Annotated in this window: 20 protein-coding genes; 6 read left to right on the top strand and 14 right to left on the bottom strand. The window is 54.8% G+C overall.

Going from position 1 to position 26,400, the window contains the following annotated elements:
• Window positions 1-711 precede the first annotated feature (711 nt).
• Together NW747_RS03885 and NW747_RS03880 are read right to left on the bottom strand one after the other, a co-directional pair.
• Window positions 712-1,278, bottom strand: a complete 567-nt coding sequence (locus NW747_RS03885; protein ID WP_273188080.1) for a flavin reductase family protein — start codon at window positions 1,276-1,278, stop codon at window positions 712-714.
• Window positions 1,279-1,344: 66 nt separating this feature from the next.
• Window positions 1,345-2,283, bottom strand: coding sequence for an AEC family transporter (locus tag NW747_RS03880; protein WP_273188079.1), 939 nt, complete (start codon window positions 2,281-2,283; stop codon window positions 1,345-1,347).
• Window positions 2,284-2,528: 245 nt separating this feature from the next.
• Between NW747_RS03880 and NW747_RS03875 the strand changes: the two genes are divergently transcribed.
• The 3 genes from NW747_RS03875 to NW747_RS03865 all read left to right on the top strand — a co-directional run bounded on the left by NW747_RS03875 (window position 2,529) and on the right by NW747_RS03865 (window position 7,613).
• On the top strand, window positions 2,529-3,410 hold the full coding sequence (locus NW747_RS03875) for a LysR family transcriptional regulator (RefSeq protein ID WP_273188078.1): 882 nt from the start codon (window positions 2,529-2,531) through the stop codon (window positions 3,408-3,410).
• Window positions 3,411-4,819: 1,409 nt separating this feature from the next.
• Complete coding sequence (gene trkA, locus NW747_RS03870) at window positions 4,820-6,163, top strand: Trk system potassium transporter TrkA (RefSeq protein WP_273188077.1); 1,344 nt, start codon at window positions 4,820-4,822, stop codon at window positions 6,161-6,163.
• Between the two features lies 1 nt (window position 6,164).
• A complete protein-coding gene (locus NW747_RS03865; protein ID WP_273188076.1) occupies window positions 6,165-7,613 on the top strand; it encodes a TrkH family potassium uptake protein in 1,449 nt (482 codons plus the stop codon).
• A 59-nt stretch (window positions 7,614-7,672) separates the two neighbouring features.
• Here the strand turns inward: NW747_RS03865 and NW747_RS03860 are convergent, their stop codons facing one another.
• Together NW747_RS03860 and NW747_RS03855 are read right to left on the bottom strand one after the other, a co-directional pair.
• On the bottom strand, window positions 7,673-8,377 hold the full coding sequence (locus NW747_RS03860; RefSeq protein WP_273188075.1) for a Bax inhibitor-1/YccA family protein: 705 nt from the start codon (window positions 8,375-8,377) through the stop codon (window positions 7,673-7,675).
• A 301-nt stretch (window positions 8,378-8,678) separates the two neighbouring features.
• On the bottom strand, window positions 8,679-10,118 hold the full coding sequence (locus NW747_RS03855; protein WP_273188074.1) for a WG repeat-containing protein: 1,440 nt from the start codon (window positions 10,116-10,118) through the stop codon (window positions 8,679-8,681).
• A 137-nt stretch (window positions 10,119-10,255) separates the two neighbouring features.
• Between NW747_RS03855 and NW747_RS03850 the strand changes: the two genes are divergently transcribed.
• On the top strand, window positions 10,256-10,441 hold the full coding sequence (locus NW747_RS03850) for a hypothetical protein (RefSeq protein ID WP_273188073.1): 186 nt from the start codon (window positions 10,256-10,258) through the stop codon (window positions 10,439-10,441).
• Window positions 10,442-10,474: 33 nt separating this feature from the next.
• Entirely contained in the window at window positions 10,475-10,816 is a 342-nt protein-coding gene (locus tag NW747_RS03845) for a TM2 domain-containing protein (protein WP_273188072.1), read from the top strand.
• Window positions 10,817-11,270: 454 nt separating this feature from the next.
• Here the strand turns inward: NW747_RS03845 and uraA are convergent, their stop codons facing one another.
• The 3 genes from uraA to NW747_RS03830 all read right to left on the bottom strand — a co-directional run bounded on the left by uraA (window position 11,271) and on the right by NW747_RS03830 (window position 16,298).
• A complete protein-coding gene (uraA, locus tag NW747_RS03840; protein WP_008859446.1) occupies window positions 11,271-12,536 on the bottom strand; it encodes a uracil permease in 1,266 nt (421 codons plus the stop codon).
• Window positions 12,537-12,753: 217 nt separating this feature from the next.
• Complete coding sequence (locus NW747_RS03835; RefSeq protein ID WP_273185646.1) at window positions 12,754-14,217, bottom strand: ISLre2 family transposase; 1,464 nt, start codon at window positions 14,215-14,217, stop codon at window positions 12,754-12,756.
• Window positions 14,218-15,359: 1,142 nt separating this feature from the next.
• Window positions 15,360-16,298 (bottom strand): dipeptidase, encoded by a 939-nt coding sequence (locus NW747_RS03830; protein WP_273188071.1) that lies wholly within the window; start codon window positions 16,296-16,298, stop codon window positions 15,360-15,362.
• A 207-nt stretch (window positions 16,299-16,505) separates the two neighbouring features.
• Here NW747_RS03830 and NW747_RS03825 point away from each other — a divergent pair, with 207 nt between their 5' ends.
• A complete protein-coding gene (locus NW747_RS03825; RefSeq protein WP_008859450.1) occupies window positions 16,506-16,715 on the top strand; it encodes a tautomerase family protein in 210 nt (69 codons plus the stop codon).
• 928 nt (window positions 16,716-17,643) lie between these two features.
• On the opposite strand, the gene NW747_RS03820 is transcribed toward NW747_RS03825, so the two are convergent.
• From NW747_RS03820 to NW747_RS03790, 7 genes are all read right to left on the bottom strand, one after another.
• On the bottom strand, window positions 17,644-18,135 hold the full coding sequence (locus NW747_RS03820) for a shikimate kinase (protein ID WP_008859452.1): 492 nt from the start codon (window positions 18,133-18,135) through the stop codon (window positions 17,644-17,646).
• Window positions 18,132-18,938, bottom strand: a complete 807-nt coding sequence (locus tag NW747_RS03815; protein ID WP_273188070.1) for a shikimate dehydrogenase family protein — start codon at window positions 18,936-18,938, stop codon at window positions 18,132-18,134. Before NW747_RS03815 ends, NW747_RS03820 begins: the two co-directional genes overlap by 4 nt.
• 766 nt (window positions 18,939-19,704) lie before the next feature.
• Entirely contained in the window at window positions 19,705-20,541 is an 837-nt protein-coding gene (gene pheA / locus NW747_RS03810) for a prephenate dehydratase (protein ID WP_273097466.1), read from the bottom strand.
• Window positions 20,531-21,631: a chorismate synthase gene (gene aroC / locus NW747_RS03805; protein ID WP_273188069.1), complete on the bottom strand. Its 1,101-nt coding sequence runs from the start codon at window positions 21,629-21,631 to the stop codon at window positions 20,531-20,533. The genes pheA and aroC overlap by 11 nt, the downstream gene beginning before the upstream one ends.
• Window positions 21,632-23,085: 1,454 nt before the next feature.
• Window positions 23,086-24,360 (bottom strand): 3-phosphoshikimate 1-carboxyvinyltransferase, encoded by a 1,275-nt coding sequence (gene aroA / locus NW747_RS03800; RefSeq protein WP_273188068.1) that lies wholly within the window; start codon window positions 24,358-24,360, stop codon window positions 23,086-23,088.
• Between the two features lie 10 nt (window positions 24,361-24,370).
• On the bottom strand, window positions 24,371-25,438 hold the full coding sequence (gene aroB, locus NW747_RS03795; protein WP_273188067.1) for a 3-dehydroquinate synthase: 1,068 nt from the start codon (window positions 25,436-25,438) through the stop codon (window positions 24,371-24,373).
• Complete coding sequence (locus tag NW747_RS03790; RefSeq protein ID WP_273188066.1) at window positions 25,425-26,285, bottom strand: prephenate dehydrogenase; 861 nt, start codon at window positions 26,283-26,285, stop codon at window positions 25,425-25,427. Before NW747_RS03790 ends, aroB begins: the two co-directional genes overlap by 14 nt.
• Window positions 26,286-26,400 lie beyond the last annotated feature (115 nt).

The raw sequence follows: 26,400 nt of genomic DNA, 5'->3' as shown, positions 1-26,400 counted from the left end.
TTTTTTTGAAATATTTTTTGGACACGCCCTTTCGGGCGTGAGGGTTCAGAAGGTTCAAAGGGTTCTGAGGGTTCAGAGGGTGGCGGATTGCCGCTCTGCGGCAATGCTTATAAAGTCAGCGTTACGGGATTGACTTTCTGTATCATCTAGCATGATAAGCATTCTGCGGATTGGCTCGCTGCGCTCGCCTCCCCCTTTCCGGCTTCGCCGGACTTCTCCACGGGAAAGCGTGTCACACGATTCTCAGGTCGCTTCGCTTCCTTACGAATCGTGTTCCCTTGCCACCCCTGTTCAGGGGGCAGAATAAAACACCCCTAGGCCTCTCTTCGTAAGCGGCTCTGCAGTAAGCACGGGTTATTGTGTCACCTCGAAGAGGGGGAAAGGTGGTGGCGTCAGCCACCAAAGGGGAAATGCATTTTTCACCCGCAGGGCGGTTGTAAAGGTTTTATACAAACTGGCGCCTTCTATAATTTAAAGGCGCCCACCTCGTCAGCGCAGCGATACTATATACCTCCCGAGGGCGAGAGCCCTCAACCCGTCCGGGAGGCGTCAGCCGGTCCCGGACAGAACCCTTGGCGCCCAGGGCCAAAGGCCCGGCGACGCCATCAACCCTCGCCCGCGAAAGCGGGCGTCAACCTTCGGGAATACAGGTTCCCTGCGAATTGCCGAAGGCGGCATAGCGCCTCCTCGAGGGGCGAATGATTCTCCCCTTTATTTCACAAATTTCCTTCCTTCTTTCCAGGCTTTTCCCACGGTTTTCCCTGTTTCCAGATAGGTGCCGTTTACTCCGTCGAAAATGAGGGGATGGAGTTTTTCGGGATCCGGTCTGCCGCCGGTCAGGATGGATTCATCTGCCAGTATATGGATAATATCGCCCACCACGTGGAAGTCTTCGCCTTCGGGAATGAGTTTTTCCACTTTGCATTCAAAGGTGAGGGGATATTCTTCAATCAACGGCGCATTGACGTATTCGCTCTTCACGGTGTGGAAGCCGGCTTTTCCGATTTTGTCTTCCACCCTGCTGCCGGAGACGGTACCGAAGTAGTCGGACTGTGCCATGGTTTCCACGGTGGACATACTGACGGTGAAGGCGCCGGTTTCTTTGATGTTTTCCATGGTTTTATGGCGATGGTCCAGCATAATGCCGATTTTGTCGGTATCATAAATACCGGCCCAGGCAGCGGTCATGGCGTCGGCGTGTCCTTCTTTGTCCCAGGTAGCAATCACAATGGCAGGCTGGGGATATATCCAGGATGCCGGTTTGAATCCTTTTTTCATAGGAATTCTCCTTTCTCATATAGAAATAAAATATAAAATCTCTTATCTCCATTGTATCATTTTCGTCTATGAAAGGAGGAACATGTAGAGAGGAATGAAGAAGATACCGAGGAGGAGGGAGAGGCAGTTGATGGTGGTGGCATAGCGGACATCGGCGCCCACCGAGGCGGCGAGGATGGTCATATTTGTCATGGCCGGCATACCGGCCTGCAGAAGAAATACCCGGCCCGACATGGGACTGACGGGGATGAAGGAAAGGAGCAGGAAAAGGCAGAGCGGTGAAAGGATGAACCGCCCGGCCATGGCGCCTGCCAGGTCCCGGTCCCAGTGGATGGAGGAGAAGGGTATCTGGCTCATCTGGATGCCTACCACCATGAGGGCCATGGGGGTAGCCATATTTCCCACATACCGGCAGGCCGTCAGCACAGATGCAGGCAGCGGAATGTCCAGCAGCACCAGCACTACGCCGGCCAGGAACCCCATAAGAGGCGGCGTGCGGAGTTTCTTCGCCATTTCCGCAATGGTGAATTTCCTGCCGCTTCCTGCATCTTTCACAATCAGGTAGGCTCCCAGCCCCCAGAACATGGCGGTATTGGCTATGTAGTAGAGCATGGCGGAGGGTACGCTCTTTTCGCCGAAGAGGGCCACGTTCACAGGGAGGCCGATGAAAATGGCGTTGGCTATGCAGCAGGTGCAGGTGAAGATACCCCGGTGCTCCGGAGACACATGGAGGATGGCTGCCCACAGGCGGCCGGCTATATAGGCCACGAAGATGGAGGCAAAGGGAAGGAGCAGATCCGGCGCCGTTTCTATCAGTCCCTGCCGGGTGAAATTGGATTTCAGGGAATAAATCATGAAGGGCGGCAGAGCCACGGTCATGGTGAGGCGGGTGAGATCCTTCCCCGCCGTCTCCCACAGCCAGCCTGTACGGGACAGAAAAAATCCAAGCCCTGCAATGAGGACCACTTCAAATATACCTGATAATCCTTGCAGCACAGCGTCCATAGAAAATCCTTTCAGCAAAAGGGGTGTAAATTTCCAGTTTCCCGCTGGCTCCATGCCATTGGCAGGAAGACCATCAATGGATGGAGCGTATCTCCATGAGCCCATGCGAACCAGAAACCAGATCCCCCGTTTTCATTCCTTTACAGTATATCCCTTCCTATCCTATAATAATAATATAGTTTTATAATGAAACTTATTTAATTATTTTATAAATCCTATTCATTCCTGATATAAGGTGATGGTCCATGAATACTGAATTTTATAGAAATTTCATTGCCATGGTGGAAGCCGGCGGTATGAACAGGGCCGCCCGGGAAATCCATGTGGCCCAGCCGGCCCTGACCCGGCAGCTCCAGGTGCTGGAGAAGGAATATGGCGCTGTGCTGGTGAAACCCCGGAAAGGGCGCCACACCCTGGAACTCACGGAGGCAGGCTGGATTCTGTACCGTCAGGCCCGGCAGATATGCGAAGCAGACCGCACAGCCCATGCGGAAATCTCTGCCCTGGAAAAGGGGCTGACCGGCACCCTCCGTCTGTCCCTGACCCCTTCCCTCATGCCCATGGTTATTGAAAAGGGCATCCTCCCCTTTCACAAAAAGTACAGGGATGTGACTTTCCGTTTTCGGGAATCCTACCAGGTGCCGCTGGCGGAAGAAGTGCGCCGAGGCATTTCCGAAGCAGGCATCACCAATGCGCCTCTGCCGGACCCCTTCCTTTTCCAGGTGCTCCACGAAGAAACATCATCCCTGGCAGCAGCCGCTCTAAAGGGCTCCCCCTTCTTCCCCCAAAAGGAAACCCTGTCGGCCCGGGACCTCTCCTCGGTACCACTGGCCGTGAGCCGGAGCACCGAAGACCAGGTGAACCAGTTCTTCCGGAATGAAGGACTCCGGCCTTCCATCCTCTTTTCCATAGACGCCCGCGCCTCGGCCCTCCACCTGGCAGAAGAAGGCCTGGCCGCCGCCATCGTCATGTGGGCTCCCTGGGATAAACTGCCGGATACCATGACCCTCCGACCCCTGGCCGGCCCGGCCTACAAGCAGACCATCACCTTCTTCTGCCTGAAGGGTCACCGCCTGTCCAGGGGCATGGAACGATTTTTGGACTGTCTGGAAAAGGAACTGAGGTGACACGCCTGCGGCGTGAGGGTTCATTGGACACACCTGCGGTGTGAGGGTTCATAAGGGAAGGTTCTTAGGATTGACCGGCCCTATGGGCCGGAGGGTTCTTAAGTTTGACGGGGCCTTTGGCCCCGAGGGTTGCGGATTGCCCTGCGGGCAATGCTTATAAAGTCAGCGTTACGGGATTGGCTTTATAGGTCATATGGCATGATACGCATGCTAGTGATTGGCTCACTGCGTTCACCACCAAAGGGGGAAACTGCGGAATGGTACATGAAATATATGACTCTCTGTTTTTCCTCTCCATACTTCTCGTTTCCCCTTGAGGGGAACGCCTCGAAGAGGCAAAGGGTGTACAAGGCAGAGCGCCGATTTGACACCCCATCGCTATCCTGACCGCCAATCGGCAGTCTGTGTCATTTTTGTTTCTTACCCTTGGACACACCTGCGGTGTGAGGGTTCAAGGGGAAGGTGGCCAGCCCCTGCGGGGCTGGAGGTTATAGCCGCCTGCGGCGGCGGGTTGTGTAGAAGGGTTGTGGAAAAAGGGTTCTTAAGATGGACCAGCCCTTGGCCGGAGGGTTCTTAAGTTTGACGGGGCCTTTGGCCCCGAGGGTTGTGGTATCGCCCTTCGGGCGATGAGTATTATAATGCCGCCTTTCGGCGGTCACGTCCACATCGAGTATCATAATCATTCTTACCCTCGTACATCCCTTCGCCACTTCGTGGCCCTCTTCCCCTAAAGGGGGACGCAAGAACGTTACGGGATTTGCCTTTCTGTGTCATATGGCATGATAAGCATTCTGCTGATTGGCTCGCTGCGCTCGCCTCCCCCTATCCGGCTTCGCCGGACTTCCCCCTGTTCAGGGGGCAGAATAGATTTCTATGCTTTCCTGCAGAGACATGGCTCCATGGCTAAGCATCCATAGTGCCCCCGCTTGCGGGGGTGGCAAAGGAACTGGATTCATAGGGGAGCCCCGCGACCCGCGAATCCAGTGACATGCTTCCCACCGGGCAAGGTGGTGGCGCCAGCCACCAAAGGGGGAATGCATTTCCTCGAGCGGAGCGAGGCTGGCCTGTTTTCCCACGGGCGAAAGCCCGGTTGTGAAGGTTTTATCATAAGAGGGCGCCTTCTATAAATGTAAGGCGCCCACAACAACCCTCAGCGGCAGAGCCGCTGTCAAACTTAAGAACCCTCGGGGCGATAGCCCCGTCAAACTTTAGAACCCTCACACCCGTAAGGGCGTGTCAACCTTCGGGAATACAGCTTCCCGCCGATTCTTCCCCAAAACCCATGGTCCGGTGCGCAGGACACGAACGATAGAACCCGGGCCGCGGAGAGACGCCATATACTTCTATCCCCATCGTGATACAATAGGAACCAGAGAGCAGGTATGAATTTCCAGCAAAGGAGTATGGATATGCGCATTATTGTGATTGGCGCCGGCCATTTGGGTTATATCATTGCAGAGCTTCTGTCCAATGAAGGTTACGACGTGGTGGTGGTGGATTCGGACGGCGAGAAGCTGGAGGCCGTGCGGAACGATCTGGATGTACTCACCGTCCTGGCTGACGGCACCAGCCCTTCTTTTATGCGGAGCCAGGCCAAGGGCAGTGATCTGCTGGTGGCAGTCACCGCAATAGATGAAGTGAATATCATTGCCTGCATTCTGGCGAAGAAGAACGGCATCCCCCATACCATTGCCCGCATCCGGGACCCCAAGTTCCTGGCGGAGCCGGTGGACTATATCAAGGAAAATTTCGACATTGACCTGGTATTAAGTCCCGAGCTCATTACGGCCCGTGAAATCAGCCGGCTTGTCATGACTCCTTCCGCCATCAATGTGGAAGATTTTGCCGGCGGCCGGGTGCGGCTTCTGGAGTCGAAAATCAGTCCCCGGTCTCCCTATGCCCACCGGGAACTGAAGGATATCAAACTGCCGCCTTCGGTGCTCATTGCCCTCATTCTCCGGGATCACCATATGATTATCCCCCACGGCAATGACCGTCTGCTGCCGCTGGACAATGTATATTTTCTGGGAAATCCGGAATCTCTGGAGAAGTTATCCCTCCACAGCAGCGCCAAGTACCAGCGCCGGACGAAGAAGGCCTTAATCATCGGCGCCGGCCGCACAGGGCAGGCCCTGGCTCCCATGCTGGAGCGGCAGGGCATTTCCGTGAAGGTCATCGATAATGATGAAGACCACTGCCAGCAGATGGCGGGCAAGCTGAAAAAAGGCATGGTCCTCTGCGGCGATGGCACGGATATGGATCTCCTCACCCATGAGGGGGTATCGGAGGCGGATACGGTAATCTGCACCACCAAGGATGAAAGGCTGAACCTGATGATGGCTCTGCTGGCCAAACATCTGGGCGCCGGGCAGACCATGGTCCGGGTGACCCGGACGGAATATATTTCCCTCATGCAGCAGGTAGGTATCGATATCGTCCTGTCCACCCGCCTTCTGGCCGCCGGTGAAGTGCTGGGCTTTGTGAGAAGCGGCAGCGTGGTTTCCGTATCCCTTCTGGAAGGGGCCCGGGTACAGGCCATAGAAATCGTTCTCACCGAAGGGTCTAAAGCAGTAGGCCTGCCTCTGATGAAGGCCGATATCCCCAGGTCCTGTCTGGTGGGCGCTTATGTGCGGAATGGGCATGTGTATATTCCTGACGGCCATTCCGTCCTTTCCACCGGTGACAGCGTCATCCTTATCGTGGAAGCGGACCATGCCCAGAGCGTGATTTCCTATTTCAAAGGCAGGGATTAGTATGAACAGGCAAATCATCCAATCCATGCTGAGCCGCATCATTCTGGGCTCCGGCGCTGTGCTTCTTCTGCCCCTGCTGCTGTCCCTCTACTACGGCGGCCCGGTGCTGTCCTTCCTCGTTCCCGCCCTGCTGGCCCTTGTGCTTTTCCTGATGCTGAGGAAGAAGAACATTTCCCCCAATGTGAGCCTCACGCCCCGGGAAGGCACGGCCATTACGGCCCTTTCCTGGCTGTCCGTCTCTCTGCTCTACGCCATTCCCTACATCTGTTCCGGCACCCTTTCTCCCCTTGACGGGCTGGTGGAAAGCGTGTCCGGTCTCACCGGCACAGGAGCCACGGTGATAAATGACCTTTCGCCGCTGCCGCCGTCCATCCTCTTCTTCCGGGCCATGACCCACTGGCTGGGCGGACTGGGCATCATGGTCATTTTTGTGGCTCTCTTTCCCCAGGCCGGACGGGGCAGCGCCAAAATGGTGGATGCGGAAAGTACCGGCCCCACCTCCTCCAAGGCGCTTCCCCGCATCAAGGAAACGGCGCTGGCCCTCTTCTGCGTGTACTTCTGCTTCACCGCCGCCGCCACCGCCGCTTACATGCTCTGGGGCATGGGTTTCCTGGAGGCCCTGGACCACGCCTTTTCCACCATTGCCACCGGCGGTTTTTCCACCCGCAATGAAAGCGTGGCCTACTACGGGAGCCCTTCTCTGGAACTGATCATGGTGTTCTTCATGGTGATTTCCAGTGCCAACTTCGGCATCTATGTGAGCGCCTGGAAACGGGGATTCCGCGTGATTTACGAGGATACGGAATTTCGGGTATACCTTTTCATCGTGGCCCTGGCCACTCTTCTGATGACTGCCTCCCTGGTGCTGCAGCAGTCCATGTCTTTTCCCGAGTCCCTGCGGGAAGCCCTGTTCCAGGCTGCCTCCCTGTCCTCCACCACCGGTTTCGTGTCGGCGGACTTTGACCAGTGGCCTTCCTTTGCCAAATTCATCATTCTACTGCTTATCATCGTAGGCGGCTGCGGCGGTTCCACTGCCGGCGGGCTGAAGGTAATACGCCTCATTCTTCTCTTCAAATGCTTCTCCGGCATTCTGAAACTTCATATGCACCCCCGGGCCATTTTCCATATGACCGTAGGGAAGGAACAGTTCTCCCGGAATACGGTGCTCCAGGTACTGGCGTTCTTCTTCATTTACATGTCCCTCTCCGCCCTCTGGGCCGGGGCCATGATGTTTGACGGCCTGGATTTCATGGATGCCCTGGGCGTTGCCTTCTCCACCATGAGCAACGCCGGTCCTGCCTTCGGAGAGTTCGGCGCCACCTGTACCTACGCAGCCCTTCCGGACTTTTCCAAAGTCATCGTGTGCCTGTCCATGCTCTTCGGCCGGCTGGAGTCCGTCACCCTTCTGGCCATCTTCATTCCCTCCTTCTGGAAACGGAGCGGATGGTAAAATAAAAAAGAGCTGTGAAAAAATGATTTACATTTTTTCACAGCTCCTTTTGTATGTTCCTACTTCCTGTCGCCGAAAAGACGGAGGAGGTAAATGAAGATATTAATGAAATCCAGGTACAGGGTGAGGGCGCCCATGATGGCCACCTTCTGTCCTTCATCGGTGGCCCGGGAATGATAGGTCAGGGCCAGCCTCTTAATGGACTGGGTGTCGTAAATGGTGAGACCTGTGAAAATCAGGATGCCTGCATAGGAAATCAGCATCTGCAGCAGGGTGCTGTCGAAGAAGAAACCCAGCACCGTGGCCAGGATGATGCCGAAAAGGCCCATGAGACACATATTTCCCATTTTGGACAAATCCGCTTTGGTCACATAGCCGTACACCGACATAATGCCGAAGGTGCCGGCGGTCATGAAGAATACGCCGCCAATGGAGGAGAGGGTGTAGGTGAGGAACACCGCCGACAGGGTAATGCCGTTCAGCACCGAATATACCAGGAACATGGCTGCCGCCGTTTTCAGGGACATTTTCCCCATGGCCGAGGACAGACGCCATACCAGGGCAAAGGTGGCCACAATCAGCACCAGGGTGCCTGTGCGGCTCCCCATAAAGAGCCCCCGGAGCAGGGCGTTATCCGACACAAACCATGCGCTGAATCCTGTCACCACCAGGGCGATGGCCATCCAGGCATATACATCCTTCATGAGACCGGGCATATTGATGGAAATACTTTTCTCCCGTTCTGCTGTTAATTCATCATACATGGAAAGACTCCCTTCTGAAAGAAATGATCTATCTGCTTAAGGAAGCGCTGATTAAATCATTGTTTGCTTTTATTCTTGAATTTTTATGCAATGTGAGGAATGGGCTGACGCGAATAGCGAGCTATTTAAGGAAGCCCATGACGAAACAGTGCATAAAAATTCTTATAAAAGAAAACTCTATGAATTAATCGGTGCTTCCTTAAAGAAGCGGCTTTTACAAAAAATGCCGCCTCCCGGAAGAGCTGACTCTATGAACGAATCAGCATGTATCTGATCATATTGTAGCACAATCCGTACAGTATCACATCATCTGTAAATCCTTATAGACAGGAGGTCTTACCCACTGCCCCTCTCTATCCATAAGCCCCCAGCGTCCCCGATGTTTCACCGGTGCCAGGCCGTGCCGGAAAGGACGCACCGCCTCTCCTTCCTGCAGGGTGAAAAGGGTCTGCCCTTTAAGGTCTACCGCCTGGATATCCTTTCCCTTTTCCAGCCAGGCCATACCCTCTTCCGAATAGGGCAGCATGACAGCACCGGAGGGAATTTCCCTCACAACTGTACCATCTGCCGCAGCCAGCACCGTTTTTCCCGCCTTTTCGTAAATCATGCGGTTTTCTCCAAGAAATGCGATCCGGTCATAGAGGAAATCCATGATCTGCCGGCCGTCTTCCAGACGAAAGGCACCCATCTTTCCGCTCGCCCTGTCCTTCAGTGTCACAAGGCCTTCCTTTTCATAGAGCATGCCGCCGGACAGATCATAGCGTCCCGGCGGGATAATATATTCACCCTGCCGATTCACAAAGCCCAGAAGCCCCTTATTTTTTACGAAGGTCCCCCAGTCCGTCATGGGATACACTTCGTCCGCCCGGCTGTCCACAATGATACGGCCATGGCTATCCATGTATCCCCGTTTCACGCCGTCGTAGGAAAGGGGCAGCATGTCATCACTGCCGCCGCTGCCGCCAAGGCCCCCCAGCACGGCACCAGCCACTACGCCCCAGTTGAAACGGTTCACCTTCCGCCGGTATTCCGCAAGCCCCTTCCTATAGGGACCGGCACTGTCAAAATCAGCAGTGAAGAGGACCTTCCCCGTCTCATCAATGCCGCCTTTCTGTCCATCGGAAAATTCCACCAGTGCTATGCCCTCGCTGAAAGGAGCCAGCACCTGCCGGTACAGGGGCGCAGTCACCCTTTTCCCGGCCCTGTCCGAAATGCCGTATTTCCCCTTTTCTCTATAAAAAGAAGGTCCTTCCTCCATAGGCGGCGCCGCCGGTTTTCCGTCAGCTGTGATATAGGAAAAGCCCTTCTTTCCCTTCACCAGGAAAAGGCCCTCTCCCTCATAGCGGATGGAACTGTACACCGGCGGCACCAGTTCCTCCCCCTGTCTGCCCAGGAGGCCCCAGCCCTTGTCTCCCTTGAAGGCTGCCGATACGCCGTAGTCCCAGGCATCACCGTCCTCCCTCTGGATGGAAGCCCGGGGGAGCTTATTCTTTGCCAGATAGGGATACACCATGCCGCCCGCCGCCGGCGCAGAAGGCAGGTTCACTGACACGTCGGAATGGGTGGTGGTTTTGGAAGAAGTCTTTTCCTCCACCCGGCTTTCCTCCCTGGTCACCGATGACCCTTCCCGATGAATATGGGTATACAAAAAAGCCGGTTCCTCTCCCCATGCAGGGGACCACGCAGCCGGCAAAAGCAGGAGGGATGTGATAAGCAGAATCTTTCCGGTTCTGTAGTTCATAGAGCGTCCTTTCGTTTAAACGAATAAATTCGATATTGTGATTTCATTATACTAAAATTCCCTTTTCCTGTAAATACCGACATCCTCTTCCTGTGATACAATAAAGAAAAAGAAACCATTTTCCAAAGGAGGCCGCCATGGACATTACAGAAGAAATAACCAAAATGAACCTGTACAAAACCTTTGAACCCTACATCGACCCTTCCGTCTCCATGAAAGACAGAATGGCCGGAAACATCCGCCTTACCGAAAAGGCTCCGGAAGACGCACGCCAGGCCCTTGCCAAATGGAAGGCCATGAAATTAAAACAGCGCCTTTTCTGACAGGAATCCCCTGCCTTTATAAAGGAGGAAACTATGGACGCCACCTTAGACAGCGAAGATATTACCCTGCTGAACCAGCTCTCAGACAAGCAGAAAGACTATGCCCTCACCCTCTACACCGCCCGGGAAAAGAAAAAATCCACCGCCTACATTCTGTGGATCCTTTTCGGCGTGTACTACTTCTATCTGGGCCACCCCTTCAAAAACATCCTTCTCTGGCTCCTCTGCTTCTGTTTCATCGGAGAAATCTGGTGGATCGTGGACCTCTTCCGCATGTCCGGCATGGTGAAGCGGAAAAATAAGGAAATCCTGCTGGAGTGCATCAAAGAAGCGGTGCAGCTCTACCCGGCCCCGCCTTCCCCCTCTACCTATTAAATAAAAACCACGAAAAAAGCCGCCCGGGAAATGCTGACAAGCACTTCCTGGCGGCTTTTTCCGGTCAATCACGATGTCTATGGGTATTATAACATATGTGAGTGAGCTGGTGAGCTGGTAATCTAGTGAGCTAGGGAGCTAGGGAGCTAGGGAGTGGGAAAAGGTAAAGCGCGTAACATCTTTGCCCCTTGAGGGGCCATAGGGTGTACGAGGCTTCAAAATGGAATGATACTCTACGCTGAACTGACTGCCAAACGGCAGCCTCCCCGCCGATTGGGATTTAATGACAAATGTCCCATATGCGCCGCATACCGAGATTCTTCGCTTCGCTCAGAATGACCATGCCGGTGGGAAGGAAACAGCGCCCAGCGCCCGACAGACAGCGGACAAGTGAACCGCCGTCAACCGCCAGCCTACTAATCCACTAGCCCACTAGCTCACTAGTCCACTAGCCTCACTCATCATTCGACATATGGGTCTTATCAAAAATCAAAAAGCAGATGGATATTATCATAGCTACCACCGTAGCCAGACCCATGCCCTTCAGCTGTACCGGGCCCACCACGATGGTGGCGCCGGAGAGGCCGGAAATCATGGTCACTGCTGTTAAAATCAGATTTCTGGATTTCGTGTAATCCACTTTCTTTTCAATAAGCATGCGGATACCGGAAGCAGCAATGAAGCCGAAGAGAAGAATGCACACGCCCCCCATGACAGGAGTGGGGATGGCATGGATCAGAGCCGCAATCTTTCCGATAAAGGAGAAAATAATGGCAAACACCGCAGCCCCTGCAATGACCCAGGTGCTGTACACACCGGTCATGGCCATGACGCCCATGTTTTCACCGTAAGTGGTATTCGGCGTGGAACCGACGAAGCCGGAAATAATATTGGACAGGCCGTCGGCAAAGAGAGACCGGTGAAGGCCGGGATCCTTGATCAGATTTCTTCCCACAATATCACTGGTCACAAAGAGATGGCCCAGATGCTCTGCGAAAACCACGAATACCGCCGGCAGAATCATCATAATGGCGGACAGATTGAAATGGGGAGCATAGAAAGTGGGGAATGCCACCCAGGGCATTTCCTCCACATGGTGGAAATCCACCACCCCCAGAATCACGGAGAGAATATAGCCGGCAATGACGCCCACCAGGATAGGGATAATGGAAATGAACCCCCGTCCCAGCACCGTAGCCAGAATGGTAACCACCAGAGTAAACATGGAAATCGTGATGGCCGTGGCAGAAGACATACCCTGAGGCTCACCGATAAAGCCGGACATGGTCATAGCCAGCGGCGCCAGCTCCAGCCCGATAATGGCCACAATGGCACCCATGGCAGCCGGCGGGAACAGCACATCAATCCAGTGCACCCCGGCCTTCTTCACCAGGAACGAGAGGAAAATAAAGCAGAGACCGAAAGCAATGAACCCGCCCTGGGCATCGGCATAAGACATGCCTGCCGTAGACGTCACCGCCAGCACCGGCGAAATAAAGGCAAACGAAGACCCCAGGTACGCCGGAAGTTTCCATTTGCAGATGGCCAGGTACAAAAGAGTGCCTATGCCGTTCATGAAAAGACAGGTGGCAGGGTCCACATTCAGCAGAAAAGGCACCAGCACCGTAGAGCCGAACATGGCAAACAAATGCTGCAGGCTCAGGGGAATGGTGGGAAGAATCGGAAGCCGTTCCTCCACCTCAATAATGCGTTTACTCATTTTTACATTCCTCCCGGGAAAAAAGACTCAGAAAAAAGGAAGGCTTCCGAAACTTCCGAAGACCCTCCCTCCTGAATCACTGTAAAATTTTCATCCTTACCATTTTATTCTTTTTGAAATGGAAATGCAAGGGGCTATGGGGCCGCTGTAAGTGTCAAGTTTTCCTCGGTAATTCATTTGACTGTCGATAATTACTATCTCCGTGGCTTCGGTTTTATCAGTATTTCTGTATAGCTCTGGCCAGTCTCCCCATTGGTGAAGAAGAAGCTCCATAAACGCCTATACGCCCCTCCAGGCATCCTGGCCTATAGTTTCTCATTTTGCGCTTCTGCACCTCACTCCGGACATTCTGGGCGATTTTACGCTCTGCCTGCACCGCAGCCTTGTGCATGGCTCTATCCATCTTTTTGTAGCTTTTCCCATTAGCATGGTACAGGAGAGCTGCTGTAAGTGTTTTATTCTTCCGGGCGGTTAATACCCAAACCATACACTCCATTCCCTCGCTGGACCAGCTCCGTCCCTGCCGCTTCATGCGATAGCTGTAGAACCGGTGATTTGTTTCTGCAGTCCCCAGATGAATCTCTGTATGGATGCCGCGCTGACTTAGGCTGGGGATATAGGGGGCATTTCTCTCCAGATAGCTCTGCAGCTTGTCTACCTCCTCTAAATCCGCCTCTGTTCGGGCGCAGCTCCGGGCAGTATCCATCCATACGGGAATCTGTTTCATAATATCGTCGGTCTGGTGAAGTTCTCGGATAATACGGTCTATCAGTTTCCTGTTGCAGAAGCTGAGCCGGGTCCGGATCTTTTCATGCACATGATAGCAGTCGCGGAAGTGCTGGTGATCTAGGCAGCCTTCTACTATTCGCTCAAAGTCCTGAAACTGGTATCCGGACCCTCCATCCCCATTCGACAGCACTGTGGTCTTAGACAGGTCATAGTGCCCAAGCAGATAGCTTCTTACCATTGCAAAAAGTTCTTTTCTGCTGGTAGATGCAAAGCAGCGAAGTCCTACCAGTTCTGTCCTGTTGCCATTTTTCCTGACTCCCTCATATACCTGGAGGCGGTGCACTTCCGAAACGCCGCCTTTCTCCTTGTTCTTGAGTACAATTCCATCTCCTTCAATCGCTATAATTTCCGGCTGTGTCGGCTTTTCAACCTTTTCCTCTTCTGCCAATGTTTTTTCGTAAGCCTTTGCCTTCTTACCGGCATAATTCTTGAGTGAGATAACGGACTGATGGGAGATGGTAATCCCTGCCAGGCTTTGCAGGAGTTCGCTGGCACTTCGAGATGTGGTAATTGCGACAGCCTCGACAATCCGCTCAATCATTCCCAGGCTGTAGTGCTTTCTGGGTTCAAAGCCCATTTTGCGGTCCAGGGGATAGAAGCTCTTCCCATCTTTCTGCAGAAGTCTTCGGGTATAGGTCAGCTCTCCATAGCGACAGTAAATCGTCCGGGAGTCCCGGCGCGCTACACGCCACCTCTGTGCCTTGTAAATCTGATACAGCTCGGCATCAATACGCTCCAGAGCCATAGCTATAAGCTGACAGTTCATTTCTTCGAGCCAATGAGTTAGCTTCCTTTCAGACTCAATAGAATCATCAGATTCCTTGATGATAGAAATGACTGCTCCTATTGCATTTTCACTCCAAATTTCTCCAGTTTTTGTTATAATATCCATGAGGAAAGCCCTTTCTTTGTTTTATTCTTTGCCACGGAAATTATAACATTTCCACTCAAGGGGAGGCTTTCCTCTTTTATTGTTTCTGGAAAAATTCCCTTACCGAGTAAAATTTTACACTAAGGGGGCCGCTTTGCGGGCCTTGGACACACCTTCGGTGTGAGGGTTGACGGGCCTTTGGCCCGAGGGTTATGGCCGCCTAATGGCGGCAGGTTGTGTTCGCTTCGCTCAGGGGGCAGGGAGAAAGGTTCTTAGGATTGACCGGCCTGCGGCCGGAGGGTTCTTAAGTTTGACGGCCTTTCAGGCCGAGGGTTGTGGTATCGCCCCTTGGGCGATGAGTATAAAGTCAGCGTTACGGGATTTACTTTCAGTGCCATATGGCATGATAAGCATTCTGGTGATTAGCCGCTACGCGGATCCACCTTATCCGGCTGCGCCGGACTTTCTCCACAGGAAAGCGTGTCACACGATTCGCAAGGAGCCGTAGGCGACTGAGAATCAAGTGACACGCTTCCCAGCGGGGCGGGAAGGTGGTGGCGCCAGCCACTAAAGGGGGAAATGCTGGAGTAGTACATGAAGCATATGACTCCCCTGTTTTTCTCTTCATATCTCTCGTTTCCCCTTGAGGGGAATTCCCGCGCAGCGGGAAAGAGTGTACGAGGTAAAGCACCGATTTGATACTCTATCATTTCCCTGACCGCCAATCGGCAGCCCCCTGAGCGAAGCGATGCACAGCGAACACATTTTGAAGGAGCGGAGCGACGCACAAAATGTAGTGAGTCGTTTCCCCTGTGGGGCGCAACCTTTCTACACAACCCTTGGCACCAAGGGCCGGAGGCCCGATGGATGCCATATGCCCCTCTGCGCCGCAGGCGGCATAAAAAATGGCGCCCGAAAGGGCGCCGTACCTCGCCAGCGCAGCGATACTATATAACTCCCGAGGGCGAGAGCCCGGAGCCCGCCTGTAAGGCGTCAGCCGATCACAGGCAGAACCCTTGGCGCCCAGGGCCAAAGGCCCGGCGGCGCCATCAACCCTCGCCCGCGAAAGCGGGCGTCAACCTTCGGGAATACAGCTTCCCGCCGATTCTTCACAAAACCCATGGTTTCCCTGGCGCCGAGAGGCGCCTGAACCCTCAAATCTCTTACCTCAGCACATCCTCCAGGTACCGCAGGCCGTTCCACCAGAAGATTTTATCGATTTCCCTTTCCCGAAATCCCCCCTTCTTCAGGGCCTCTGCCAAACGGCCCATATCAGAGGCATCCTTCAGCTCCAGCTTCGGTTCAATGCCGTCGAAGTCGCTGCCCAGGGCCAGCACGTCGATACCCCCTATGTCCCGGATATGGCGGGCGTGGCGGACCAGATTTTCCAGGGTAGTCACCTCTCCGGTGCCGGTGAAGTGGTTGGCAAAGTTCAATCCTATAAGTCCCCCTTTATCACCGAAGAGACGGATCAGATCGTCCGGCAGATTCCTTCTGTGGGCTGTCACTGCCCGGGCATCGGAATGGGACGCCACCGGCGGCACTTTGCAGGTCATCAGGATTTCCCTGGTCCCTTCATCATTGAGGTGGCTGGTGTCTACGATCATATGCATACTTTCCATGGCTTTGATGATTTCCCATCCCTTCTTCGTAATGCCCCGGTCTTTCCCTTCCATGCCATTGGGAAATCCGATTTCATTGGGATAGTTCCAGGTAAGCGTCATGAGGCGGACGCCATCCTTATACAGCTGTTCCAGCTTCTCCACGCTGCCTGCCGCCACTTCGCCCCCTTCCACGGAAAGAAGAGCCCCTATTTTCCCCTCTTCCTCCGCTTCCCGTATATCCTCCCGGCACCGGATAGGGCAGAGACAGGTACGATATGCTTCCAGCTCCCGCTGAAAAGTGCCCAGCAGGTCCTCATACCGCTTCCAGAGATCCGGCGTTTCCTTCCGGTCCACCCAGAGGGCGAAATCCTGGATGAAGCAGCCTCCCTTTTTCAGCTTCTGCAGGTCTATATAGAGAGAATTTTCCATGAGAGTCCCCTTCTCCGGATGGTCATGGAGCTCAGTGATGGTGTCGCAGTGGAAATCAATATATTTCATGGTGCCCTCCCGCATAAAACAAAAAAGCGCCGGCCATGAGGACCCGCGCCATGCAGACAATATGAAACTTCTTCCTGTATCATACCATTGGCCAAAGAGAGGCACAAGGGGCGGCAGAGGGTTTCCTGCAGGACTTTGCTCCATAATGTTTCTTACTGTACAATAGAAACAGAGTTTCCATTGTTTATTTTGACAAGGAGGTTCATTATGCCCTATGTGAACATCAAGATTACCAGAGAAGGACAGGTGACGCCGGAACAGAAAGCCCGGCTCATCAAAGGTGTCACCGACCTGCTGGCCGACGTGCTCCACAAGAACCCTGCCACCACGGTGGTGGTCATTGACGAAGTGCCCCTGGAAAACTGGGGCCTCGGCGGCGATCCCATCCTGGTGGCCAGGGAAAAGAGGAAAAAATAAAAGGGGGCCGCGGAGCGGCCCCGGGTTCAGAGGGTTCAAAAGGTTCAAAGGGTTCAAAGGGTGGTGGTGGCGGCTTCGCCGCAGATTTAAAAAAAGGGGGCGCGGCTGGCGCCGCGGGTTGTGTAGAAGGGTTGTGGAAAAAGGTTCTTAAGATGGACCGGCCTGCGGCCGGAGGGTTCTTAGGTTTGACGGCCCTTCAGGCCGAGGGTTGTGGTATCGCCCTTACGGGCGATAAGTATAAAGTCAGCGTTACGGGATTGGCTTTCTGTGTCATATGGCATGAAAAACAATTCTGCTGATTGGCTCGCTGCGCTCGCCTCCCCTATCCGGCTGCGCCATTGGACACACCTTCGGTGTGAGGGTTCAGAGGGTTCAAAAGGTTCAGAGGGTTCAAAGGGTGGTGGTATCGCCCTTACGGTGCACAGCGAACACATTTTGAAGGAGCGCTAGCGACGCGCAAAATGTAGTGAGTCGTTTCCCCTTTAGGGGGCGATGAGTATGAAGTCAGCGTTACGGATTCACCTTTCTGTGTCATATGGCATGATAGGCATTCTGTTGATTAGCCGCTACGCGGCTCCCCCTTATCCGGCTGCGCCGGACTTTCCCCCATCCGGGGGACAGAACAACCTGTGCTTAAAGTAGAGTCACTTCAAAAGATAGCGTCACGGAGCTTTATTGTCCTCCCGGTATAGGCATATATATAATGGCGCCGAAGGCGCCGTACCTCGCTAGCGCAGCGATACTATATAACTCCCGAGGGCGAGAGCCCTCAACCCGCCTGTAAGGCGAAGCCGATCACAGGCAGAACCCTTGGCGCCCAGGGCCAGAGGCCCGGCGGCGCCATCAACCCTCGCGGCGAAGCCGCGTCAACCTTCGGGAATACAGCCCAGCGCCGCTAATGTCACAAATCCCATATACCCTTCGTCCCTCACTCTTTGACCATATCCAGCAGGCGGGCCAGCACTTCTTTTTCGCTGCCCCGATTTTCCAGTATCCGATCTGCCGCTGCCCGATAGAGGGCGATCCGCTCTTTATAAAGAGTGAATACCTTATCCGGTCCTTCCTTCAGGAGGGGCCTTTTTTCTACTTCCACGTCGGTAACGATATCTTCGGCCCGGCGGTCGATGAAGATGATGAGTCCCGATGCATGAAGTTTTACCACGTTGCTCTGCCTTTTCACAACGCCGCCGCCGGTGGCGATGATGAGGCCCTGCCGGGCGGAAAGGTCTTCCACCGTTCTTTCTTCCGCATCCCGGAAGGCCTTTTCGCTTTCTGCGAAAAAGCTCTGAATGGTTCTTCCTTCCTTTTCCTCCAGATAAGCGTCGGCATCTATGAAGGGACGGTGAAGTCTTTCCGCCAGCGCTCTGCCGAAGGTGGTTTTGCCGCATCCCGGCATGCCAATAAGGACGATATTTTTCATTGGGTCATTTCCTCCACAATGTCTGTGATGATTTCCCGGGGAATCTCTCTTTCCATCCATATTTCCTCTGCCGCCATGGCCTGCATCACCAGCATGTACATGCCGTTGCTTGCGCTGCCTCCGGCGTCCTGAAGGAGCTTCGTTTCCGCAGGATTATAAATGATGTCCACCACCTTGGCAAAGGAGGCGGTGAGATCTGATGACACCGGGGATACCCCTGTTTTTGGGTACATGCCCACAGGAGTGGCGTTCACCAGAAGATAATTGTCCTTTTCCACTTTCAGACTGTCATAGCCTTCGATGATGGCCCCCCTCTGGCGGGCAAAGGAAAGGAAATCCCGGTCCACCTTCTCCGGATGGCGGCTGATGACATGGATTTCTCCGGCCTTCTCGTCGAAGAGACACTGGATAATGGCCCGGGACGCTCCGCCGTGGCCCAGGACCACCGCCTTCTTTCCCCTCACGTCACAGTCAATACGGGACAGGGTGCGGGCAAATCCGGTGTAGTCCGTATTAAAGCCCCAGAGCTTTCCCTCCTTCCGGCCAATGGTATTCACAGCGCCAATGGTCCTGGCTTCCTGCGACAGCCCATCCAGGAAGGGGATCACGTCCACCTTGTAGGGAATGGTCACATTCAGCCCGTCATAGGAAGAAAGAAGGGCCGGCAGGTCTTTCTGAAATGTATCCCTTGGAATTTCGATGAGCTCATAGGTCGATGAAATTCCCAGTTTTTGAAATAATTTTTCATGAATCACAGGAGACAGGCTGTGTCCCAGCACTTCTCCCAAAAGGCCAAGTTTCATGATTGGCTCCTTTCTGCTATGGACTTTGGACACACCTGCGGTGTGAGGGTTGACGGGCCTTTGGCCCGAGGGTTCAAAGGGTTCAGAAGGTTCAGAGGGGAAAGGTTGACGGGGGCTTCGCCCCGAGGGTTATGGCCGCCTGTCGGCGGCGGGTTATGTTCGCTGGTGCTCAGGGGGCAGGGGGAAAGGTTCTTAGGATTGACCGGCCCTATGGGCCGGAGGGTTCTTAAGTTTGACGGCCTTTGGCCCCGAGGGTTGCGGATTGCCCTGCGGGCAATGCTTATAAAGTCAGCGTTACGAGGGAGGGTTCTTAGGTTTGACGGCCCTTCGGGCCGAGGGTTGTGGTATCGCCCTTACGGGCGATGAGTATAAAGTCAGCGTTACGGATTCACCTTTCTGTGTCATGTGGTATGATAGGCATTCTGATGATTGGCTCGCTGCGCTCGCCTCCCCCTATCCGGCTTTGCCGGACTTCCCCCGCTTGCGGGGGAAAGGTGGTGGCGCCAGCCACCAAAGAGGGATTGCATTTCCGACGCCCGCAGGGCGGTTGTTAAGATTTTATACAAACTGGCGCCTTCTATAATTTAGAGGCGCCCTACAACAACCCTCGCCCCTAAAGGGGAAACGACTCACTATGATTTGTGCGTCGCTTTGCTCCTTCAAATCATGTTCGCTGTGCACGCCAAAGGCGCGTCAAACTTAAGCCCCTTATGAACCTTCGGCCCAGCGGGCCGTCAACCCTCAAGCCCCATAGGGGCTTGTCCCTCTACGCCTTACAGGACGGGTAATTCCCCAGAATTTTAAAATAGGTGCACATGGACTTTAATCCCCGAAGGGTCTGGGCGTTGGAGGGGTCTTCCAGTTTGCCCATGACGTCGATGTGGAAGAAGTATTCGAAGGGTCTTCCTTCCATGGGGCGGGATTCCAGATGGGTCATGTTCATGCCGCCGTAGAAGAAGTAGCCCAGTACATGGTAGAGGGCCCCCGGTTCGTGGCGTACGGAAATGACCAGGGTGATTTTATCAGCGTTTGGCTTGATTTCCATTTTCGGCCCGATAATGAAGAAGCGGGTGTAGTTGCTGGAGTTGAAGAAAATGTTTTCCGCCAGCACCGACAGACCGTAGAGACGGGCGGCGGTGCGGCTGGCCACGGCGGCCTGGTTTTTCTTTCCGTCCTGGGCCACCTTTTCAGCGCTTCGGGAGGTGGAGAAATAGGGTTTCAATGTCCAGTCCCTGTGCTTGTTGAAGAAGGGACGACACTGGGCAAAGCCCTGGGGATGGGAGAAGACGGTGTCGATGTCTTCCAGCTTCGCCCCCGGCAGGCCCAGCAGGTTGTGCTCGATTTTCACGATCTGCTCTCCCACCACGGCACAGCCGTAGCGCTGAATCAGGTCGTACACCTCGGTAATCCCGCCGGTGGAGGAGTTTTCGATGGGCACCACGCCGTAGTCGATGTCCCCTTCCTGCACCGCCTTCACCACATCTTCAAAGAGAGGGAAATAGGATTCCTCTCTTTTTCTATTTCCAAACTGCTGCTCCATGGCTTCATAGGTATAGGAACCCTTGGCGCCGTAGCAGCCTACACGAAGTACTTTATCCGACATGGGAATTCCTCCTGTCCGTCAAAAGAAGATCCAGAATCACCAGGGCCGCCGCATTTTCAATGACCGGAATGGCCCGGGGAATGATGCAGGGGTCGTGGCGTCCGCCGATGGAAAGGTCTGTATCTTCCTTTTTTGAAATATCGATGGTGCGCTGCCTCTTCCCGATGGAGGCGGTGGGTTTCACTGCCAGCGTAAAGAGAAGGGGACTGCCGCTGGAAATACCGCCCAGCACCCCGCCATTATGATTGGTCAGGGCTATCGGTGTTCCCCCCTCATAATGAAGGCTGTCATTGGCCTCGGATCCATAGAGGGACGCAAAGCCGAAGCCTTTGCCAAAGGAAATGGCCTTCACTGCCGGCACGGAAAACATCATATGAGCCATTTCACTTTCCAGGGAATCAAAGAAGGGATCCCCCAGTCCCACCGGAAGGCCGCAGGCCATGCATTCCACCACGCCGCCTACGGAATCCCCCTCCTTCTGTGCCGAAAGGATGGCCTCTTCCATAGCCTTTCCTGCCTTTTCATCCATCACCGGCAGTTTCATGGCATCCAGCCTTTCAAAAAGGGCCTTCTCCTCCCCCAGAGGATGGAAGGGCCGGTCTTGGATGCCGTGAATCGCAAGGGCATGGGCACCGATGAAAATGCCCTCCTTCTCCAGCACCTGCCGGGCCAGGGCGCCGGCAAAGGTGAGAGGCGCCGTAATGCGGCCGGAAAAATGGCCGCCGCCGCGGTAGTCGTTGAAACCGCCGTATTTGACGTATCCCGTATAGTCCGCGTGCCCCGGACGCATGTGGTCCTTTAAAATATCATAATCTTTGGAATGCTGATTGCCATTCCTGATTTCCATGGAAAGCGGCGTGCCGGTGGTGTGGTCATTGAAATAGCCCGAGAGGATTTCAAAACTGTCCTTCTCCTTCCGCGGCGTGGCCAGATTCGAACTCCCCGGCGCCCGGCGGGCCATTTCCCGGCGGACCTTATCCCAGTCAATGGAAATCCCCGGTGGAAGCCCGTCGATGACAGCGCCAATGGCGGTGCCATGGGATTCGCCAAAAATGGTGACTTTCAATGTTTCTCCAAATGTATTGCTCATGGTTGTCTCCTGTAATTCAAAGAAGGGCGCGGCTGTATGGGCCGCTCCGAGGCCCGGGTTCAGAGGGCCGGGATAAGGGTTCTTAAGATGGATGGGTCTTCGGCCCAAGGATTCATAGGGGAAGGTTCTCAGGATTGACCGGCCCTATGGGCCGGAGGGTTCGTAAGTTTGACGGCCTTTCAGGCCGAGGGTTGCGGATTGCCGCTCTGCGGCAATGCTTATAAAATCAGCGTTACGGATTTACTTTCAGTGCCATATGATATGCAAAGCATTCTGCGAATTGGCTCGCTACGCTCGCCTCCCCCTTTCCGGCTGCGCCATTGGACACACCTTCGGTATGAGGGTTGACGGGGCTGCGCCCCGAGGGTTGTGGCCGCCTGCCGGCGGCGGGTTATGTTCGCTGGCGCTCAAGGGGCAACGGCCCTTCGGGCCGAGGGTTGTGGTATCGCCCGCAGGGCGATGAGTATTATAATGCCGCCTTTCGGCGGTCACGTCCACATCGAATATCATAATCATTCTTACCCTCGTACATCCCTTCGCCACTTCGTGGCCCTCTTCCCCTAAAGGGGACGCAAGAACGTTACGGGATTGGCTTTATGGGTCATATGGCATGATACGCATGCTGGTGATTGGCTCACTGCGTTCACCACCAAAGGGGGAAACTGCGGAATGGTACATGAAATATATGACTCTCTGTTTTTCCTCTCCATACTTCTCGTTTCCCCTTGAGGGGAATTCCCGCGCAGCGGGAAAGGGTGTACGAGGTAAAGCACCGATTTGATACTCTATCGTTTTCCTGACCGCCAATCGGCTGCCCCCTGAGCGAAGCGATGCACAGCGAACATGATTTGCAGGAGCGCCAGCGACGCACAAATCATAGTGAGTCGTTTCCCCTGTGGGGTGCAACCTTTCTACACAACCCTTGGCACCAAGGGCTGGAGGCCCGATGGATGCCATACGCCCCTCTGCGCCGCAGGCGCAGGCCCCTTCGGGAATACTGGAAAGCACCGCCCAAGTCCCGGTCCCGATCTCGCCCGCGCCGAGAGGCGCCTGAACCCTCAAGCCCCAAAGGGGCTTGTCCATAAGAAGTCAGCGTTACGTGCTTGCCTTCCCGCCCTCACAGTCATTCTGAGCGAAGCGAAGAATCTCGGTACACGGCATATTTGAGACAATCGGTGGTAAATACCCATCGGCGGGAAGGGCCCGCTGGGCGTAGAGGCGAAAGCTATCAGCTTCCAGCTTCTGGCTGATTCCGGCTTGATGCTTTTGGATTCATCATCAAGATATGTATCTCGGTGTTTTGCCGCCGAAGGCGGCATTTATACTGGCGCCGACAGGCGCCCACCGCAACCCTCACAGCCGCAGGCTGTGTCACCCCTAAGAACCTTCGGGGCGAAAGCCCCGTCAATCTTAAGAACCTTTCCCCTTGCGTCTGGGAATACCGGCAAACGCCGCTATGCCTCTACTATCTTCCCTCCCACTTTCCGGAAGTCTTCCCAGAAGCGGGGATAGGATTTCTTTACGCTTTCTGCACCTTCTATGGTAAGGGGGCCCGTCAGTTTCGGGGTAATGGATGCCAGGGCCATGGCTATACGGTGATCGTTCCAGGAGGATACGGTGCCGCCGGAAAGGACGGGTTTTCCCCGGATCACGAGGCCTTCGGGCTTTTCTTCCACCTCTGCCCCCAGCTTATTCAGCTCCACTGCCATGGCATGGAGGCGGTCGCATTCTTTGAGCCTCACCCTGCCGGCGTGGATGATTTCTGTCACTCCTTCGCTCACAGCGGCCAGAGCGGCGAAGGCGGGGACCAGGTCGGGCACATTTTCCGCGTCCATGGTGATGCCGCGGAGGCTGCTTTTTTCTGCCAGAAGGCGGCCTTCTTTCTTTTCTATATGGCCGCCCATGTCTTTCAGAAGGGTGACAATGGCCCGGTCCCCCTGAAGGGAGGTGTCCGACAGGCCCGTAAGGGCTATGGTGCCGCCGGAAAGGGCGGCAGTAAGCCAGAAGGCGGCCTGGGAGTAGTCACCTTCTACGGCGAAGGTGCCGGTTTTATAGCGCTGCCGTCCCGGGATTTCATACAGTCCCTCTTCCTTTTCCCGAATGGTTATGCCGTGGCGGGCAAGGGTGTCCAGGGTCATATCCACGTAGCTTTTGGACTCCAGGGGCGTGGTGCTTCGAAGGGTGGAGTCTTCATCTGCCAGCGGCAGGGCGAAAAGAAGGCCCGTGAAGAACTGGGAGCTCACGTCACCGGGGAGCTCATAGGCACCGCCCGGAAGGGTGCCCTGCACTTCCAGAGGAAGGCCGCCTTCGGTATGGTAGGAAATCTGTTTCCTGTCAAACATATCATAGTAAGGCGTCAGGGGCCGTTCCGACAGCCGTCCGCGGCCGGTGTACACCACATGATTTCCCGAGGAAAGACCCAGCGGGATGAGGAAACGGAGGGTGGAGCCCGATTCGCCGGCATCGGCATGAAGGAGGCCCTCCTGTTTCGCAAGCCCTCCCCGAATGGAAAGGGTTATGCCATCCTTTCCCTCTTTTTTCTCAATAGCTGCGCCAAAGAGGGACAGGATACGCACCGTGGCTTCGATATCTTCGGACCAGGTCACGCCGGTAACCTCCGTTTCCCCCTTCGCCAGAGCGGCGGCAATGATTTCCCGATGGGTCATGCTTTTGGAGGAAGGCACCCGTACGGTGCCGGCAAGGGGTGCGGGGCGGATGGTGATGTTCATGGAAACCTCCTTACTCTGTCACAATATACCGGGACAGTTCATCGGTGGAAATGGTGAGAAGCTCGGCTTCCCCGATTTTCTTCAGCACCACCAGGGTGATTTTCTTTCCCCTTCTTTTCTTGTCATGCATAATCTGGGGAATGAGATCCTCTGCCGGCACGCCGATGGAAGTGGGCAGGGACAATTTATGGAGCACCCGGATGAGACGGCTGGCAGTGCCTTTTTCCGTAAGGCCCATCTTTTCCGTCTGTTCCGTCAAAAGGCTCATGCCGATAGCCACCCCTTCGCCGTGGGTGAAGGTGGAATAGTGGAAATACCGTTCCACTGCGTGGCCTATGGTGTGGCCGAAATTGAGAACCTGCCTTTTGCCGGTGTCAAATTCATCTTCTTCCACCACCCTCGTTTTCTGCAGCACGCTGTGGAGAATGATTTCCTCTATATGCTTTTCCAGATCCTCTTCCGTTTGCAGGGATTCAAAGATTTCAAAAAGCTCCCGGTCCCCGATGCATCCGTACTTCACCGCTTCTGCCAGACCGTCGTGCACGTAGCGGGTGGGCAGGGTCTTCAGAAGGTCCGGATCAATGAAAACGCCCTTCGGCTGGTAGAAAGCGCCGGCCAGGTTCTTCCCGCTGGGCAGGTCCACCGCCACCTTGCCGCCTACGGAGCTGTCGATCTGGGCCAGGATGGTGGTAGGGATCTGGAAGAACGGAATGCCCCGCATATATGTGGCTGCCGCAAAACCGCCCAGGTCCCCCGGCACGCCGCCGGACAGGGTGACCAGCGCATCACTGCGGGACATATTGAACTCCGACAGCGCGTCATACACATCAGAAAGGACCTTCATGTTCTTGCTGGCCTCGCCGGCAGGAATGGCGATGACCCGCACGTCGAAGCCCGCCTCGGTCAGCACCTTCCGGATCCGTTCCCCATAGAGAGGCTCCACATGGTCATCGGTAATGACGGCGATTTTCTCCGCCTTCGTGAGAGATCGGATTTTTTCGCCCACCCTGTCCAGAAGACCGCGCTCGATTTCAATTTCATAGGAATCTTTTCCCAAATTCACTTTAACTGTTGCCACGATGCATCATTTCCCTTCTTCTTCTGCCCGCCTCTTCCAGAAAGGCAATAATTTCTTCTTCATCTCCTGCTGCAATGGCCTCCCTCAGCGTCTGGAGGGAAGCGCTGAACCGGTCGATTTCCTCCAGCAGTTTATCTTTGTTGGCCAGGAAAAGAGAGGTCCACAGCTTTCCATTAATATCGGCCACCCTGGTCTCATCCCGAAAGGAGCCGCCGATGAAATACTTCGTTTTCTCCGAATAGGAGCTGCTGTTCATGAGCGCCGTGGCCACCACGTGGGTGAGATCGCTGGTGTAAGCAATGGCCCGGTCATGGTCCTCTGCCGTCACCACCGGCACATGGGCACAGCCCAGCTCCCTGGCCATGTCCTTCACCAGCTCCAGATGCTCCTTCCTGTTCCAGGGCTCCGGGATGAGCACATAATTGGCACCGTCGAAAATGGCGCCGTCCGACTGGGCCAGCCCGGCCCCTTCCTTCCCGCACATGGGATGGCCGGAAACGAAATCCATGCCTTCCGGCAGAAGGGCGGCCACCTTCTGGGCAAAGCCATTCTTCACGCCCGCAATATCCGTGAGCACCGCCCTTTCATGAAGAAGGGACAAATGCTCTTTAATAAAAGAAAGAGTCCCCTTCTCCGGCGTACAGAAGATGACGATTTTCGCCTTCTTCAAATCCTTCGGATCAATGGAATCAACGATTCCCATGGCCAGCGCCTCTTCCGCCACCTTCTTCGTGCGGTTCAGGCCAATCACCGGATGACCCAGTTCTTTCAGCCTTCTGGCAAAAGAGCCTCCCATGAGGCCCAGGCCGATGACGGCAATGGGAATCTTTCTAAAGTCACTGTTCATAATGGTTTCCTTTATTTATGTATATAGCAGGGCCTCACGGCCCGGGTTTCTGAGGGTTCAGGGGGAAAGGTTCTTAGGATTGACCGGCCCTTGGCCGGAGGGTTCGTAAGTTTGA

This window comes from Dialister succinatiphilus (genome assembly GCF_928721695.1).
Lineage (GTDB): Bacteria > Bacillota > Negativicutes > Veillonellales > Dialisteraceae > Dialister > Dialister succinatiphilus.
Note: the sequence above shows the minus strand (reverse complement) of the source record. Positions and strands in the feature narration are given on the sequence as shown.

Coding starts and splice junctions, on each gene's coding strand:
- NW747_RS03885 (WP_273188080.1), bottom strand. CDS start 1,278: ATGAAAAAAGGATTCAAACCGGCATCCTGGATATATCCCCAGCCTGCC.
- NW747_RS03820 (WP_008859452.1), bottom strand. CDS start 18,135: ATGAAAAATATCGTCCTTATTGGCATGCCGGGATGCGGCAAAACCACC.
- NW747_RS03865 (WP_273188076.1), top strand. CDS start 6,165: ATGAACAGGCAAATCATCCAATCCATGCTGAGCCGCATCATTCTGGGC.
- aroA (WP_273188068.1), bottom strand. CDS start 24,360: ATGAACATCACCATCCGCCCCGCACCCCTTGCCGGCACCGTACGGGTG.
- NW747_RS03880 (WP_273188079.1), bottom strand. CDS start 2,283: ATGGACGCTGTGCTGCAAGGATTATCAGGTATATTTGAAGTGGTCCTC.
- NW747_RS03830 (WP_273188071.1), bottom strand. CDS start 16,298: ATGAAATATATTGATTTCCACTGCGACACCATCACTGAGCTCCATGAC.
- NW747_RS03790 (WP_273188066.1), bottom strand. CDS start 26,285: ATGAACAGTGACTTTAGAAAGATTCCCATTGCCGTCATCGGCCTGGGC.
- NW747_RS03825 (WP_008859450.1), top strand. CDS start 16,506: ATGCCCTATGTGAACATCAAGATTACCAGAGAAGGACAGGTGACGCCG.
- NW747_RS03845 (WP_273188072.1), top strand. CDS start 10,475: ATGGACGCCACCTTAGACAGCGAAGATATTACCCTGCTGAACCAGCTC.
- NW747_RS03855 (WP_273188074.1), bottom strand. CDS start 10,118: ATGAACTACAGAACCGGAAAGATTCTGCTTATCACATCCCTCCTGCTT.
- NW747_RS03860 (WP_273188075.1), bottom strand. CDS start 8,377: ATGTATGATGAATTAACAGCAGAACGGGAGAAAAGTATTTCCATCAAT.
- aroC (WP_273188069.1), bottom strand. CDS start 21,631: ATGAGCAATACATTTGGAGAAACATTGAAAGTCACCATTTTTGGCGAA.
- uraA (WP_008859446.1), bottom strand. CDS start 12,536: ATGAGTAAACGCATTATTGAGGTGGAGGAACGGCTTCCGATTCTTCCC.
- NW747_RS03835 (WP_273185646.1), bottom strand. CDS start 14,217: ATGGATATTATAACAAAAACTGGAGAAATTTGGAGTGAAAATGCAATA.
- NW747_RS03850 (WP_273188073.1), top strand. CDS start 10,256: ATGGACATTACAGAAGAAATAACCAAAATGAACCTGTACAAAACCTTT.
- pheA (WP_273097466.1), bottom strand. CDS start 20,541: ATGTCGGATAAAGTACTTCGTGTAGGCTGCTACGGCGCCAAGGGTTCC.
- NW747_RS03815 (WP_273188070.1), bottom strand. CDS start 18,938: ATGAAACTTGGCCTTTTGGGAGAAGTGCTGGGACACAGCCTGTCTCCT.
- trkA (WP_273188077.1), top strand. CDS start 4,820: ATGCGCATTATTGTGATTGGCGCCGGCCATTTGGGTTATATCATTGCA.
- NW747_RS03875 (WP_273188078.1), top strand. CDS start 2,529: ATGAATACTGAATTTTATAGAAATTTCATTGCCATGGTGGAAGCCGGC.